Genomic DNA, 14,480 nt, shown 5'->3' on the forward strand with positions numbered 1-14,480 from the left:
ACGGCACGCGCATTCCGCATCTCATCGGGGGAGGTCGGCCCAGGTGATCCTCACGGTCACACTGAACACCGCTCTCGACATCACCTACCGCGTACGGGCGCTACGGCCGCACACCTCTCACCGGGTGACCGAGGTGACCGAACGCCCGGGAGGCAAAGGCCTCAACGTGGCCCGCGTCCTCGCCGCCCTCGGCCACGAGGTGACCGTCACCGGCTTCGCGGGCGGCGCGACGGGCCGCGTCGTCCAGGACCAACTCACCACCACACCGGGCCTGGTGGACGCCCTCGTCCCGATCTCCGGCCCGACCCGTCGCACGATAGCCGTCGTGGACGAACAGACCGGCGACACGACCCAGCTCAACGAGCCCGGCCCGGTCATCACCCCCGCCGAGTGGTCCGCCTTCCAGGAGGCATACGAGGATCTGCTCCCGTCGGCGTCGGCGGTGGCCCTGTGCGGGAGCCTGCCGCCGGGCGTGCCGGTGGGCGCGTATGCGGGACTGATCCGGGACGCGAGGGCGGCGGGCGTCCCGGTCCTCCTCGACACCAGCGGCGAACCACTCCGCCGCGGAGTAGCCGCCCGCCCCGACCTGATCAAGCCCAACGCCGACGAACTCGCCGAACTCACCGGCTCCCACGAGCCGTTCCGCGCCACGCAGGACGCCCGTCGCCGCGGCGCTCACGCGGTCGTCGCGTCGCTGGGCCCCGAGGGACTGCTCGCGGTGACCCCGGAGGGCCGCTGGCGCGCAGCCCCGCCCACCCCGGTACACGGCAACCCGACCGGCGCGGGCGACTCCGCGGTCGCGGGCCTGCTGTCGGGCCTCGTCGAGCACTTGCCGTGGCCGGACCGACTGGCCCGGGCGATCGCCCTGTCGGCGGCGACCGTACTGGCGCCGACGGCGGGCGAGTTCGACCGAAGGGCGTACGAGGAGCTGGTGGGGCGGGTGGCGGTGACCGGGGAGGTCAGCGCGGCCTAGCTCTCGACCTGGCCCTTCTTCAGCGACAGCTGGTCCAGCAGGACGTTGCACTTGTCGCCGTTCCCGCAGGAGACCGAGAGCGTGTTGGTGCCCTTGGTGAGGGAGGGCCACGCATACGTCGTGGTCCAGCCCTTTGCGAAGTCGCCGTCGGCGGCTTTTGCGTAGTTCTTCATGCTCAGCTTGCTGCCGAACGGCTTGCCATTGACGGTGAGCGTCATCGACTGGTCCTCACCGGCCGCGCTGTAGCGGGCGAAGAGCGTATAGACGCCTTCTTCAGGGATGCCATTGACAGTCCAGGTCACCGAGTTGCCGACCTGGTTGAGGTTGCCGACGTAGATGCCACCGTCCGACTGAGCACCCTCGACGTCCGAGGCCAACGCAGCGGTTCCGCCCAGTCGCAACGCCTTGGCGTCGCTCTTCGGCAGCTTCACCTCGTTGCCGGCGTCGCCGCTCGCCGACTGGCTCGGCTCCGCGCTCTGCTCGGCGGACGGCGAGCTTGCCGCGCCGCCGCCGTCGGCCTTGTCGTCGTCGTTGCCGTTCATCATCGCCAGGCTGATCCCGATCACGACCGCGGCGACCACCGCGACCGCGCCGATCAACAGGCCCTTGGTGTTCGGGCCGCGCCCGCGCCCACCGCCGCCGTCGCTGTACGACGGCTGCTGCGGGGACGTAGGAGCGCCGCCGCCGGGGAACGTCTCCGGCGCGGCGTAGTGGGCGCTCGGCTGGCCGTACGCGCCCTGCTGCTGGGGCACGGTCTGGCCGTACTGCGCGGTGGGTGCCGTGGGGGCGGGTGCCTGCTGGCCGTACTGGCGCTGGCCGACCGAGCGCGCTCTGTTGACGGAGCCGACGGAGCCGGGGTAGCCGTAACCGCCGGAGGGCGGCTGGGCGCCGTTGGCCTGACCGTCGGCGTAGAGGTAGCCGAACGGGTCGTCGTCCTCGGGCGTGCTCGCGCCGTTGTTGCCGGGCGTCATCCCTAGGTCTCCTCAACAGGTGCGGTGCGGATGCAGTGCATGGGGTCAGAATGGCGAGCCTACCCGCTCCGCGAGGCCCAAACGGGTGACTCCGGTCGCATCAACTCACTGACCTGGGGTCATCCCGCGCGTCTGTGCTGTTTGGGACGCGATCGTTTCTCGACGTACATCCGCTCGTCAGCGGACTTCAACACTTCGTCCGCCGTCATCCCGCAGTGTGCCCACCCGATTCCGAAGCTGGCGCCGACCCGCATGGCGCGGCCGTCGACCCGGATCGGCTGGATGATCTCGCTGCGCAGCCGGGCCGCGAGATCCGCCGCGTCGGCACGCCCGAGCCCGTCGGCGAGGACGACGAACTCGTCTCCGCCGAGCCGGGCCACCGTGTCACCGTCGCGGACGCCGCGGGACAACCGCCTGGCCACCTCGATGAGCACCGCGTCGCCCGCGTTGTGCCCGAACCGGTCGTTGATCGACTTGAAGCCGTCGAGGTCGCAGAAGAGGACCGCGAGCCCCTTGGTGCCGTCGTCGTGCTCGCCCTCGGGGGCGACGGTGTGCACGTGGTGGTCGTAGGCGTCGTAGACATCGATGCCACCGCCCGGGCGGTAGTCGAAGCCATGGCCGTTGGCGTCGTAGGCGGGATGGCCGAACGCCGCGTCCACGGGCTCGAGGGCACCGGGGTGGGTCTGGCGCTGGCAGAGGCGGGAGGAGAGCCGGGCGCGCAGCTCGGCGGAGTTCGGCAGGCCGGTGAGGGAGTCGTGGGAGGCGCGGTGGGCGAGCTGGAGCTCGCGGCGCTTGCGCTCCTCGATCTCCTCGACGTGGGTGAGGAGGAAGCGGGGGCCGTCGGCGGCGTCGGCGACGACGGAGTTACGGAGGGAGACCCAGACGTACGTCCCGTCGCGGCGCCCGAGCCTGAGCTCCGCCCGGCCGCCCTCCGCCGAGGTCCGCAGCAGCGTGCCGATGTCCTCGGGGTGGACGAGGTCGGAGAAGGAGTAGCGGCGCATCGCGGAGGCGGGGCGGCCCAGCAGACGGCACAGGGCGTCGTTGGTCCGCAGGATCCGGCCATGCTGGTCGCCGCCCATCTCGGCTATGGCCATGCCGGAGGGGGCGTACTCGAAGGCCTGCCGGAAGCTTTCCTCGCTCGCTCGCAGGGCCTGCTGCTCCCGTTCGAGCCTGACCAATGCCCGCTGCATATTCGCGCGTAGACGTGCGTTGCTGATGGCGATGGCGGCCTGAAACGCGTACATCTGCAGGGCCTCGCGGCCCCAGGCGCCGGGCCGGCGGCCGTTGCGCGGCCGGTCCACGGAGAGCACGCCGATCAGCTCGCCGCACGCGCCGCCCTGGATACCCGGCGTGTGCATGGGCGCGAAGAGCCGGTCCGACGGGTGCCACTCGTCCTCGAAGCGGGGCGCGGGCCCGTCGGTGTACCACTGCGGTACGTCGTCGTCATCGAGGACCCAGCCCTCGGTGTGCGGGATGAAGACCAGGTCGCCCCACTGCTCGCCCATGCTGAGGCGGCGCTCCCAGGACTCGCGCGAGCCGACACGGCCGGTGATGAGCGCCTCGGCGGCGGGGTTGCCGGCGAACGCGGCGACGACGAGATCGCCGTCCGGCCGGACCAGGTTGACGCATGCCAGCTCGTAGCCGAGGCCGGTCACGACGCCGTCGGCGACGGTCTGCAGTGTGTCCGCAAGGCTGCGTGCCGTGTTCATGTCCGCCATGACCTGGTGCAGCTGTCGCAGGGTCGCAAGACGGACGTACGGCTCCGACTCGGTCTCCATGCTCGCCCTCCCCCCGAGACCTCGGCAGCGAATCAAGGGTTCTCTTCGGCGGTTCTTGATCAGTGTGCCCTTGCAGCTTCCCGCCACTGAATCACAGCGCGCTGCTCACTCGGTACACAGGGTCAACAATTAATGGCTCTTGTGACTCAAGTCACAGCGAAACATGAACAATTGAGCGGTGTTTCTGCGATTTTCCTGTGCGTTTACCGACCGCAAATTTCGCACCTCTGTGGAGATTAGGTATCTGGTCCTAGGACCCGGTTCGGGCTGACGCCCGATGTGCCCCGCACCGGCCGGAGACTAGCGTTTCCGCGTGCTGAACACTCCCCCTGCCACCACCCCGCCCGTCCCCGTGCCCCGCGCCGGGCATGCTGAGGGGGTGAGCAACGACGAGTTCCGCGCAGCCATGTCCCGGCTGGCCGCGGGCGTGGTCCTGGTGACCGCACAGGAACCCCCGCTCGACCCCGACGACCCCATGTCGCCGAAGGTCGAGGACGTCGGCATGACCGCGACGGCCTTCATGTCGGTGTCCCTCGACCCGCCCCTGGTCCTGGTCAGCCTGCGCGACGGCTCCCGCATGGACGACCTGCTCGCCGAGCAGCCCCTGTGGGCGGTCTCGGTCCTCTCCGAGAGCCAGCGCCACATCGCCGGCCGCTTCGCCATGAAGGGCCGCATCAGCGACCGTCTGCTCTTCGAGGACATCCCCTACGTCCGCGGCGAGGCGACCGGCGCTCCCCTCGTGGGCGGCGCCCTCGCGACCCTGGAGTGCCGTACCGAACAGCGGGTGCCCGCGGGCGACCACACGCTGGTGATCGGCCGGGTGCTGACGGCCGCCGTACCGAGCGCGGACGGCGGCCCGCTCGCGTATTTCCGGGGGCGGTACCGGCAGTTGGGGTGACGTCACACACGTCACACATCCAGGAGCGTGATGTCGAGGTCGGCGGCGCGGACGGGGTCGGTCGTGATGTCGATCGCGGTGATCCGGTCGTGTGCGACCGTGAAGCTGAGCGCCCGCACGGCGCGGCCGTCCACGAGGACGACGATGCCGACGTTGCCGCCGATCAGGGCGGGGCGGGTGATCAGGGCGGGCTGCGCGAGGGCGGCCTGCGAGTAACGGGACGCCGAGGAGGCGACCGCCACGGCACCCGAGGTCACGCCGGCCTCGGACCGCGCCACGACATCCGGGTCCAGAACCTCCACCAGCGCGTCGAAGTCGCCGTCCCGCGCGGCGGCCAGGAAGGCCTCGACGACCCGCCGCTGCCGCACCAGATCCGTGTCCGGGGCCTCGGCGCCCTGCACCCGCCGCCGGGCGCGACTGGCCAGCTGCCGGGCCGCGGTCGGCGTCCGCCCCACGATCGTGGCGACCTCGTCGAACGGCACCGCGAACAGATCGTGCAGCACGAACGCCAGCCGCTCCGCGGGCGACAGCGTCTCCAGTACGACCAGCAGCGCGACGCCCACCGAGTCCGCGAGCAGCGCGTCCTGCTCCGGGTCCGGTGCCGTGTCCGTCGGCACGGGCGGGCCGGAGTCCAGTGGCTGTTCGGCGCGGGACTTACGGGTGCGGAGCATGTCGAGACAGACCCGGCCCACCACCGTCGTGAGCCAGCCCCCGAGATTGTCGACCTGACTGGTGTCCGACCGGCTCAGCCGCAGCCACGCCTCCTGCACCGCGTCCTCGGCCTCCGCCCGCGAACCGAGCATGCGGTAGGCGACGGCACGGAGGTGACTTCGGTGCGACTCGAAGCGCTCGGCGAGGAACTCGGTGCTGTGCGGCGCGTCGGTCATGGTCGGGGTCCCCTCGTACGGATCGCGGTCGGTCGACACGAACATGACGGAGGAGGTGGGGGAAACGTGACAGGCGTCGCCGGCCGGCTCAGGACCAGTCCCGTCCCGACCGCCCCCGCTTCGTGTCCGACCGCGCCTTCTTCTGCCGCAGCCGCCGCTCGTTGATCCCGCGTGGGATGCGGGTCGGTCGCCGCGGCTTGGGCGGCGGCGCGGTGGCCTCGGCCAGCAGGGCGGCGAGGCGTACGGCCGCGGTCTCGCGGTTGCGCCACTGGGACCGGTGCTCGGAGGACCGTACGGTGATGACCCCGTCGACGAGCCGGGTGGCCAGCCGCTCCAGGGCCCGCTGCTTCCACACCTCGGGCAGCGCCTCGGTCTTCGCCAGGTCGAAGCGCAACTCCACCTGCGAGTCACTGGTGTTGACGTGCTGCCCGCCCGGACCCGAGGACCGCGAGAAACGCCACATGAGCTCGGCCTCGGGAAGCGAGACGGAGCCGCGAATGGGATAGGGACCGGACATGGCTCCATGGTCGCCGCTCTGTCCGGTCCACGTCACCCGAATATCCCGGCCGGCCCGGGTAAAGAAAGTAAAGCCACCTGGAACCTCGCGTACGCTCCCGGCGTTGATACGGGTAGCTGTAGCGTTCTTGCCGTACGTAAACGAGGGAAGGGACTCCCAACAATGGCTGTAAGCCTGTCCAAGGGTGGCAACGTCTCGCTCACCAAGGAGGCTCCGGGCCTGACCGCCGTCACCGTGGGCCTCGGCTGGGACGTCCGCACCACCACCGGCACGGACTTCGACCTCGACGCCTCGGCGATCGCGGTCAACCCGCAGGGCAAGGTGTACTCCGACGCCCACTTCATCTTCTTCAACAACAAGCAGACGCCGGACAACACCATCGTCCACACCGGCGACAACCGCACGGGCGAGGGCGCGGGCGACGACGAGGCGATCAAGGTCAACCTGGCGGCCCTCCCGGCCGACATCGAGAAGATCGTCTTCCCGGTGTCCATCTACGACGCCGAGAACCGCACGCAGAACTTCGGCCAGGTCCGCAACGCCTACATCCGCATCCTCAACGAGGCCGGCGGCGCCGAGATCGCCCGCTACGACCTCTCGGAGGACGCGGCCACCGAGACGGCCATGGTCTTCGGCGAGCTCTACCGCAACGGCGCGGAGTGGAAGTTCCGCGCCGTCGGCCAGGGCTACGCCTCGGGCCTGGTCGGCATCGCCCAGGACTTCGGCGTGAACGTCTGACGGACACGCTGTCTTACGGAGCCCCCGGCTTTTCGAGGCCGGGGGCTCCGTCGTCGGCGCGTGCAGCGGCCCTCAACCGACCGACCCTCAGCCGGCATCGTCGAGAACCTCGCGCAGCTTGCGCGCGAAGGCCTCGGGCTGCCCGGCGTAGCCGAACTCGCCGCCGAGGAAGCCGCCGTGGTGGCTGGGGAACACCGTCGCCCGCTGACCGAGCAGCTCGGCCGTCGCCACCGAGGTGCGTGCCGTGAGGGTGTCCCGGGACTCCTCGCCGACGGCGATCACGACCCGGGTCGGCGCGGCGGTCAGCGCGTCGACGTCGGGCCGGTAGCCGCTGACCGCCCAGGACCGGTCGGAGAGCAGGGGATCGTCGCGGGAGCCGTCATCCTCGGCCGGCATCCCGAAGGCGGCGGGATCCGGGGCGGGCTGGGCGAAGTAGTCGTCGGTGAACTCGCCGAGCCACGACGTCATCTGGATGAAGGCCGCCATGCCGGCACCCCAGCCTCCAGCCTCGTAGGCATCCCGGATTCCGGCCTGGGCGCGCTGAGCGGCCTGGGCGTCGGGGAGCAGCGGAATGAGCGGGGGCTCGTGCGCCACCAGGGTCGTCACGTCATCGGGGTAGGCCGCCACGAGGGCGAGCGCGGTCACCGCACCGCCGCTGCTCGCGAACATCTCGACCGGGCCCGCGCCGAGCGCCTCGATGACGGCGTGCACATCGGCGGCCTGAGTCCGGGGCGTCTGGTCGACCCGGCCGTCCTTGCGGGTGCTGCGGCCGAGGCCGCGCGGGTCGTAAGTGATCACGGTGCGGTCGGGGAAGTGCGACGCCAGCACGCCGAAGCCGCTGGCGTCCATGGGCTGGCCGATCATGAACAGCGGTGGACGTCCGTCGGCGGTCGGCAGCGGGCCGTGGACGTCGTACGCGAGGTCGACCTCGGGAGTCTTGAGCATCTGCGTAGCCATGACGTGTAGACCCGGTCCGCGCCGAGAACTCATCGCCGCCAAGTCCCGCGGCGCTCATACGATGGGCCGGTGCCTGACACGGTCGTACTCCACGCTGACGCGACACCGTCGCTGCCCGCCCTCGTGCTGCGCCCCTGGTGCGTCGACGACGTCCCCGCGCTGGTCGAGGCGGGCCGGGATCGCGCCCTGCGGCATTGGACGAGTCTCGCCGTGGAGAACGAGGCCGACGCGCTGAGGTGGGTGCGGGGTCAGGAGCGGGGCTGGGCGGCCGGTGACCAGTTCGGCTTCGCGGTGCTGGAGACGCAACGCGGAGCAGATCAGCGGCAGTTGGTCGGGCACGTGGTGCTCAAGGACGTGGCTGCGGGGAAGCCGTCGGCCGAGGTGGGCTACTGGACCGCGGCGCACGCTCGTGGACGCGGAGTGGCGCCCCGGGCTCTGGAAGCCGTCACCGGGTGGGCCTTCGGGCATCTGGGCGCCGACCACCTCGTACGTCTGGAGCTCCTGCACCAGGCCGACAACCTGGCCTCGTGCCGGGTCGCGCACAAGAGCGGCTACGACTTCGACCGGCTGCTGCCCGCCGCGCCGCCGTCCTTCCCGCTCGACGGTCATCTGCACTCACGGGGCAGGGGCGACTGAGAGGCGTTGCAGGCAGTGGCGGTACAGCTGCCAGGCCACGTAGGACATGCACGGGATCACGACGGTGGGCACGAGCCACCAGGGCAGGCCCAGCCACAGGCTGAGGAAGCCCGCGCCGGTGCAGAGGACGCCCAGGGTGATGAGCAGCCACTTGCCGTACGGGCGCCAGGTGAAGGGCTCGGGGTCGCGGGGCCGGGCCAGCCGTACCGCGCCGAATCCGAGCGCCACGGCCGCCAGGAGGCCTGCGAATGTGCCGATGGCGGCTGTCATCTGGGCCTCGTCGCGGGGCGCGTCGGCGGTGTTCTGCCGGGCGTCGCCCTTGGTGATCGTCATGATGTCGCCGCGCCAGACGGTACCGGCGATCCGTTCGCCCGGCCGCAGCCGCTCCAGCACCGGCCCTGGATCACCGAAGGCCACGACGTGGTGCCAGAAAGGGGCGGCGTACAGGGTCGCGGTGTAGGAGACACGCTTTCCGCGGCCGTCGACCTCCGTGTCCTTCACGGTGAAGGTGACCGTACGCAGACAGTCCTCCGCCCGCTGCGTCGCCGCCCGGTCAGGGCACTGCTCGGCCGCCCCATAGTCCCGGTGGCGCCCGACGTCGGAGGGCAGCCAGACGGCGAAGGCGAGGTAGCAGAACAACGCCGGGATCAGCGAGGCGACGATCAGCGCCCCGCCCTTGCCCGTCCCGTTGCTCGTGTCCGTACGCGTTGTTGTCACGAGGCCAAAGCTTCTATGGCCGGAAGGCGGAAGGCAACGGGATCAACAGGCAACCGCCCGCGCATCTCCTTTCCGTGTTCCGGCAATCTCCGCCGCAGGTCACCCCACCCGCGGGAACTTCGCCTGCAAGATCCAGATCGCCGGATTCTCCGCCAGGTCGTCATGCAGATCACACAGGTCGGCGATCAGATCGTGGAGGAAGTCGCGGGCCTCGCGCCGCAGCTCGGCGTGGGAGAAGCTCAGGGGCGGCTCCTCCGCCGGCATCCAGTCGGCCTCGATGTCCACCCAGCCGAAGCGGCGCTCGAAGAGCAGGCGGTCGGTGGACTCGGTGAAGTCGAGTTCCGCCCGCTGGGGGCGGGAGGCCCGGGAGCCGACCGGATCCCGGTCGATCCGCTCGACGATGTCGCACAGCGCCCACGCGAAGTCCAGCACCGGCACCCATCCCCAGGCTGTGGACAACTCCCGGTCCGCCTTGGTGTCGGCGAGATAGACGTCCCCGCAGAACAGATCGTGCCGCAGCGCCCGGACGTCCGCGCGGCGGTAGTCGGTCTGGGGCGGATCGGGGAAACGGGTGGAAAGGGCGTAGCCGATGTCGAGCACGTACGCGATGGTGTCACGGCCCGCCTAGGATCCTTGACGTGTCCCGATCCGCACCCGTTGTCCCGACCTGCGCACTTGCCCTTCTCGCCCTCGCATTGACCGCGTGCGGCGGCGGAGTCGTCGGCACCCCCGGCGGCTCGGGCCTCGGTGACCCGTACTTCCCGAAGGCGGGCAACGACGGCTACGACGTCACGCACTACGGCCTGACCCTCGACTACGTCCCCGAGACGCAGCACCTCACCGGCACCGCCGAGATCACGGCGACGGCCACCCAGGACCTCTCCGCGTTCAACCTCGATTTCGAGGGCCTGGACATCGAATCGCTCACCGTGGACACCGAGCGCGCCCGCTGGAACCGCACCGGCCAGGAACTGACCGTCCGCCCGCGCCACGACCTGGACGACCAGGACACCTTCCGCATCACCGTCCGCTACTCCGGCACCCCCGAGACGATCACCGACCCGGACGGCTCGGAGGAGGGCTGGCTGCCCACCGAGGACGGCGCCCTGGCGCTCGGCGAACCGACGGGCTCCATGGCCTGGTTCCCCGGCAATCACCACCCGTCCGACAAGGCGGCGTACGACATCGAAGTGACCGTGCCGAAGGGGCTGCACGCCGTCTCCAACGGGGAACTGACCAACGAGACGACCAGGGACGGCCGTACGACCTTCACCTGGCACACCGCCGAGCCCATGCCGAGCCACGCCGCCACGCTCGCCGTCGGCCGCTACGACATCAGCCGCACCACCGTCGCGGACGACCTGCCGGCGTACACGGCCGTGGACCCCCGCCAGACCAAGGCGAGCCGGGAGGTGCTGGGGCGGCTCCCCGAGATCATGGAGTGGGCCGAGGACAGCTTCGGCCCCTACCCCTTCTCCTCCACCGGGGCGATCATCGAGCGCGAGGACGACATCGCCTACGCCCTGGAGACCCAGAACCGGCCCGTCTTCCCCGGCGCCCCCGACACGGAACTCCTCGTCCACGAACTCGCCCACCAGTGGTACGGCGACTCCGTCTCCCCGAAGACCTGGCGGGACATGTGGCTCAACGAGGGCTTCGCGACCTACGCGGAGTGGCTGTGGCAGGAGGACCACGACGGCGAATCCGCGCAGGATATCTTCGACCAGCTCTACGCCGGCGACTACTACGACGACCCCGAGGACAACGAGGCGATCTGGGCCTTCCCGCCCGGCAAGCCGACCGACGCCGCGCACATCTCCGACCCCCCTGTCTACGTACGGGGCGCGATGGTCCTCCACAAGATCCGGGAGACGGTCGGCGACGACACGTTCTACGAGATCATCCAGGGCTGGGCCGCCACCCACCGCCACGGCAACGCGGACACCGACGACTTCACGGCATACGTCGAGCGGCAGGCCCCGGATCAGGACTTCACGCCGGTCTGGGAGGAGTGGCTGTACGGCGAGGGCAGGCCGGACCAGCCCTGACGTCATACGATGGGAATCTCCCGTAAACGGTGACAAAAGGGTGCGGAGGGGTGCTGCACGTGCGATCCATTTGGAACGGCGCCATCTCGTTCGGCCTGGTCAGCATCCCGATCAAGCTGGTGAACGCCACCGAGAGCCACTCGATCTCCTTCCGCCAGATCCATACGGAGGACGGCGGCCGGATCCGCTACCGCAAGGTCTGCGAACTGGAGGACCGCGAGGTCACGCAGGGAGAGATCGGCAAGGCGTACGAGGACGCGGACGGCTCGCTCATTCCGATCACCGACGAGGACCTGTCCCACCTTCCGCTGCCCACCGCCAAGACGATCGAGATCGTGGCGTTCGTGCCGAACGACCGGATCGACCCGCTCCAGATGGACGCCGCGTACTACCTCGCGGCCAGCGGCGCCCCGGCCGCCAAGCCGTACACGCTGCTGCGCGAGGCACTCAAACGGAGCAACAAGGTCGCCATCGCGAAATTCGCCCTGCGCGGGCGGGAGCGGCTGGGCATGCTGCGGGTGGTCGACGACGCGATCGCCATGCACGGGCTGCTGTGGCCGGACGAGGTCCGCGCCCCCGAGGGTGTCGCCCCGGAGACGGGAGTCACGGTCCGCGACAAGGAGCTGGACCTCGCGGACGCCCTGATGGACACCCTCGGCGAGGTCGAGCTCGAGGATCTGCACGACGAGTACCGCGAGGCCGTCGAGGAGGTCATCGCCGCGAAGGCCGCCGGCGAGGCGCCGCCCGAGGCCCCCGAACCCGCGAAGGGCGGCAAGGTCCTGGATCTGATGGCCGCCCTGGAGAAGAGCGTCCGGGACGCGAAGGAGTCCCGCGGCGAGGCGCCGGAAGAAGAACCCGCCCAGGTCAAACGCCTCCCGTCCCGCAAGACCGCCCGCACCGCGCCCAAACAGCCGGCCGGCAAGAAGTCGACGGCAACCAAGAAGACGGCCACGAAGAAGACAGCATCCGCGAAGAAGACGACGGCCAAGTCGACACAGGGCACCAAGAAGTCGACGGCCGCGAAGAGCACGGCGAAGAAGACACAGGCCAAGAAGACGACGCCTCGGAAGCGGACTGCCTGAGCCGACCGGACCGGCCCTACAGCTCCTTGCGCAACACCGCGCACGGACAGGCGAGTCGGCGGTCCTCGAGGACGGCGAGGCTTACGACGCTACGGCCGCCGGGGCGGGAGCCCCATTCCGTCACCCCTCCACCCGGATCCCCAGCTCCCCCGCCAACACCCCCGCCAGATCAAGCAGTTGGCTCGAGCTGATCACCGCCCCCGACAGCCGGCCGATCCCCCGGGCGATGCCCAGTTCCGCCGCCTCCCTCAGGTCGACGTCCATCAGCGTCGCGGAGGTGAAGTCGGCGTCCTTGAGGACGCAGCCGGGGAACTCGACGCGCTCCAGGCGGGCGCCGCCGAAGTCCGGTTCGACCAGGACGCAGTTCTCGAAGACGACGTCTCTGAGGCGGGCGGCGCGCAGGTTCAGGTAGTCGATCTTGCCGCCGCGGATGACGACGCGTTCCAGGACGGCGCCGTGCAGTTGGGTGCCGCCGAGCCGGGCGTCCAGCACTTCGACATCGCGCAGGGTCGACTCCGCGAGGTTCGTGCCGACGCCGCGCGGCGCGGTGAGGACCGCGTCGAGGAAGCGGGCGTGGTGCAGCCGTGTCTCGTCCAGCGCGCAGCCCGTCAGCGCGCAGTCCATGAAACGGGCGCCCCCGCCGTCCTGCCCGGCGAGGTCGGCCTCCCGGAACTCCAGCCCGTCGTAATCCCCGTCCGGCTCCAACTCCCCGTCCCCGAACGGCTCCAGCACCGGCAACCGCACCTCCGGCCGCCGCGCCCCCTTCACGGCCCCAGCCTTCTTCGCCACGCCCTGCCTCCCGTCACTCCCGCACCAGACCGCCCGTACCGAACCCGTACCGCGCCCGTATCACCCCTCATGCTGCACCCCACCACTGACAATGCTCCTGACCTGCGAAAACCCCACGCCAGGCAGAGTGCTATGTCACATTCCAGCCCCTCCGACCAGTGCCATGTCACATTCCGGCCCCTTCCGACCGTCGTACTCCCAGAAAGGCGACCCAACCAGAGGGAGACCCCCAGCCATGCACCGCATCACCGTCATCGGCGGCGGCTTCGCCGGACTCACCGCGGCCATCACGGCCGCGGAGGCAGGCGCCAAGGTCACCGTGTACGAAGCGCATCACACCCTCGGCGGGCGGGCGCGGACCGCGGAGGGGCCGTACCGGACGAACGAAGGCCCGCACGCCCTCTACAGCGGCGGCCCGCACTGGGCCTGGCTCCGGCAGCGCGACCTGATCGGGCCGCTCGCCCCGATCCCGCCCCTGGAGGCGGCCCGGCTGCGGCTGAAGCACCACGACGTGCTGCGCCGCACCCCGCCGTTCGCTATGCTCAAGCTGCTCCGCCGCAGCGCTCAACAGGCGCCCGTCGACGTCGACTTCATGACGTGGGCCGAGCGGGAGGCGGGTGAGGAGGGGGCCCGCGCCGCCGCGCACTACTCCGCCGTCGCGCTCTTCCATCACGACCCCGGCAGCCTCTCTGCCGCCTTCGTGCAGGAGCGGCTGCGGCGTGCCACGAAGCTGCCTCCGGAGGCGCACTATCCGCGCGGCGGCTGGGCCACGCTCATCGACCGGATGGCCGCCCGGGCGTGGAATCTGGGTGTGCGGATGGAGACGCTGTCCCGGGTCGACACCCTGCCGACCGACACGCCCGTCGTCGTCGCGACCTCCCTCGACTCCGCTCGCAGCCTGCTGAAGGACGACTCCCTGACGTGGACGAGCGGGCGTACGGCCCTCATCGACCTCGCGGTGCGGACCCGGCGCGGGGACGCCTTCGTCGTCTCCGACCTCGATTCCCCCGGCTGGCTGGAGCGGTTCACCGCGCAGGACCGTTCGCTGGCGCCGGCCGGTGAGCAGCTCATCCAGGGGCAGATCCCGATCGCCCCGCACGAGTCCCGTTCGGACGGCATCGCCCGTGCCGAGCGGCTGCTCGACATGGCCTTCGAGGGCTGGCGCGAACGCGTCACCTGGCGGCGCGAGGCCGTGGCGAACGGCCGTACGGGCGCCGTCGACCTGCCCGGCACCAGCTGGCGCGACCGGCCGGCCGTCGACCGCGGCGCCGGCGTCTATCTCGCCGGCGACCAGGTCGCCGCGCCGGGCGTGCTGTCCGAGGTCTCCTTCAACAGCGCGCTCACCGCGGTGTCGCTGGCCCTCGGCCGCCACAACACCCTTGACCTCAAGCAAGCTTGAGGTTGAAGAGTGGGCGCCATACCGAGCGATCGAACCGCCATACCGAGCGATCGAACCGCCGTACCGAGCGATCACGCATCGCCCTACCGA

At 70.7% G+C, this 14,480-nt stretch carries 15 protein-coding genes; 7 read left to right on the top strand and 8 right to left on the bottom strand.

Going from position 1 to position 14,480, the window contains the following annotated elements; translation table 11 throughout:
- The first annotated feature begins 43 nt into the window (after window positions 1-43).
- Window positions 44-973: a 1-phosphofructokinase family hexose kinase gene (locus AB0I98_RS14605; RefSeq protein ID WP_362940511.1), complete on the top strand. Its 930-nt coding sequence runs from the start codon at window positions 44-46 to the stop codon at window positions 971-973.
- Here AB0I98_RS14605 and AB0I98_RS14610 read toward each other — a convergent pair.
- A complete protein-coding gene (locus tag AB0I98_RS14610; RefSeq protein WP_362940514.1) occupies window positions 970-1,944 on the bottom strand; it encodes a carbohydrate-binding protein in 975 nt (324 codons plus the stop codon). The two genes, AB0I98_RS14605 and AB0I98_RS14610, sit on opposite strands and share 4 nt — an antisense overlap.
- A gap of 119 nt (window positions 1,945-2,063) precedes the next feature.
- The gene (cdgB, locus tag AB0I98_RS14615) at window positions 2,064-3,722 is read right to left on the bottom strand and encodes a diguanylate cyclase CdgB (RefSeq protein ID WP_362940517.1); all 1,659 of its coding nucleotides are present in this window, start codon (window positions 3,720-3,722) and stop codon (window positions 2,064-2,066) included.
- 313 nt (window positions 3,723-4,035) lie between these two features.
- On the opposite strand from cdgB, the gene AB0I98_RS14620 reads away from it, so the two are divergent.
- Window positions 4,036-4,620 carry a flavin reductase family protein gene (locus AB0I98_RS14620; RefSeq protein WP_362940520.1) on the top strand — a complete coding sequence of 195 codons (585 nt, stop codon included), beginning with the start codon at window positions 4,036-4,038 and terminating at the stop codon, window positions 4,618-4,620.
- Window positions 4,621-4,631: 11 nt separating this feature from the next.
- Here AB0I98_RS14620 and AB0I98_RS14625 read toward each other — a convergent pair whose 3' ends face one another.
- Window positions 4,632-5,507: a sigma-70 family RNA polymerase sigma factor gene (locus tag AB0I98_RS14625; protein ID WP_362940747.1), complete on the bottom strand. Its 876-nt coding sequence runs from the start codon at window positions 5,505-5,507 to the stop codon at window positions 4,632-4,634.
- Between the two features lie 88 nt (window positions 5,508-5,595).
- Window positions 5,596-6,024 (bottom strand): alternative ribosome rescue aminoacyl-tRNA hydrolase ArfB, encoded by a 429-nt coding sequence (gene arfB / locus AB0I98_RS14630; protein WP_362940523.1) that lies wholly within the window; start codon window positions 6,022-6,024, stop codon window positions 5,596-5,598.
- 162 nt (window positions 6,025-6,186) lie between these two features.
- Here arfB and AB0I98_RS14635 point away from each other — a divergent pair, with 162 nt between their 5' ends.
- Window positions 6,187-6,762 carry a TerD family protein gene (locus AB0I98_RS14635; protein WP_210577841.1) on the top strand — a complete coding sequence of 192 codons (576 nt, stop codon included), beginning with the start codon at window positions 6,187-6,189 and terminating at the stop codon, window positions 6,760-6,762.
- An 87-nt stretch (window positions 6,763-6,849) separates the two neighbouring features.
- Here the strand turns inward: AB0I98_RS14635 and AB0I98_RS14640 are convergent, their stop codons facing one another.
- Window positions 6,850-7,719, bottom strand: a complete 870-nt coding sequence (locus tag AB0I98_RS14640; protein ID WP_362940526.1) for an alpha/beta hydrolase — start codon at window positions 7,717-7,719, stop codon at window positions 6,850-6,852.
- Between the two features lie 69 nt (window positions 7,720-7,788).
- Between AB0I98_RS14640 and AB0I98_RS14645 the strand changes: the two genes are divergently transcribed.
- The gene (locus AB0I98_RS14645) at window positions 7,789-8,355 is read left to right on the top strand and encodes a GNAT family N-acetyltransferase (protein WP_362940529.1); all 567 of its coding nucleotides are present in this window, start codon (window positions 7,789-7,791) and stop codon (window positions 8,353-8,355) included.
- On the opposite strand, the gene AB0I98_RS14650 is transcribed toward AB0I98_RS14645, so the two are convergent.
- A complete protein-coding gene (locus tag AB0I98_RS14650; protein WP_362940532.1) occupies window positions 8,335-9,072 on the bottom strand; it encodes a hypothetical protein in 738 nt (245 codons plus the stop codon). The genes AB0I98_RS14645 and AB0I98_RS14650 overlap by 21 nt on opposite strands.
- A gap of 99 nt (window positions 9,073-9,171) precedes the next feature.
- Window positions 9,172-9,672, bottom strand: a complete 501-nt coding sequence (locus tag AB0I98_RS14655; RefSeq protein ID WP_362940535.1) for a hypothetical protein — start codon at window positions 9,670-9,672, stop codon at window positions 9,172-9,174.
- Between the two features lie 38 nt (window positions 9,673-9,710).
- On the opposite strand from AB0I98_RS14655, the gene AB0I98_RS14660 reads away from it, so the two are divergent.
- Both AB0I98_RS14660 and AB0I98_RS14665 read left to right on the top strand, forming a co-directional pair.
- Complete coding sequence (locus AB0I98_RS14660; RefSeq protein WP_362940538.1) at window positions 9,711-11,120, top strand: M1 family metallopeptidase; 1,410 nt, start codon at window positions 9,711-9,713, stop codon at window positions 11,118-11,120.
- A 50-nt stretch (window positions 11,121-11,170) separates the two neighbouring features.
- The gene (locus AB0I98_RS14665) at window positions 11,171-12,202 is read left to right on the top strand and encodes a Ku protein (RefSeq protein WP_362940541.1); all 1,032 of its coding nucleotides are present in this window, start codon (window positions 11,171-11,173) and stop codon (window positions 12,200-12,202) included.
- 120 nt (window positions 12,203-12,322) lie between these two features.
- Here AB0I98_RS14665 and AB0I98_RS14670 read toward each other — a convergent pair whose 3' ends face one another.
- Window positions 12,323-12,970 carry a pentapeptide repeat-containing protein gene (locus tag AB0I98_RS14670; RefSeq protein ID WP_362940750.1) on the bottom strand — a complete coding sequence of 216 codons (648 nt, stop codon included), beginning with the start codon at window positions 12,968-12,970 and terminating at the stop codon, window positions 12,323-12,325.
- Between the two features lie 256 nt (window positions 12,971-13,226).
- On the opposite strand from AB0I98_RS14670, the gene AB0I98_RS14675 reads away from it, so the two are divergent.
- Complete coding sequence (locus AB0I98_RS14675; protein WP_362940544.1) at window positions 13,227-14,390, top strand: FAD-dependent oxidoreductase; 1,164 nt, start codon at window positions 13,227-13,229, stop codon at window positions 14,388-14,390.
- The last annotated feature ends 90 nt before the right edge of the window (window positions 14,391-14,480 follow it).

Source organism: Streptomyces sp. NPDC050211, from assembly GCF_040656035.1.
Lineage (GTDB): Bacteria > Actinomycetota > Actinomycetes > Streptomycetales > Streptomycetaceae > Streptomyces.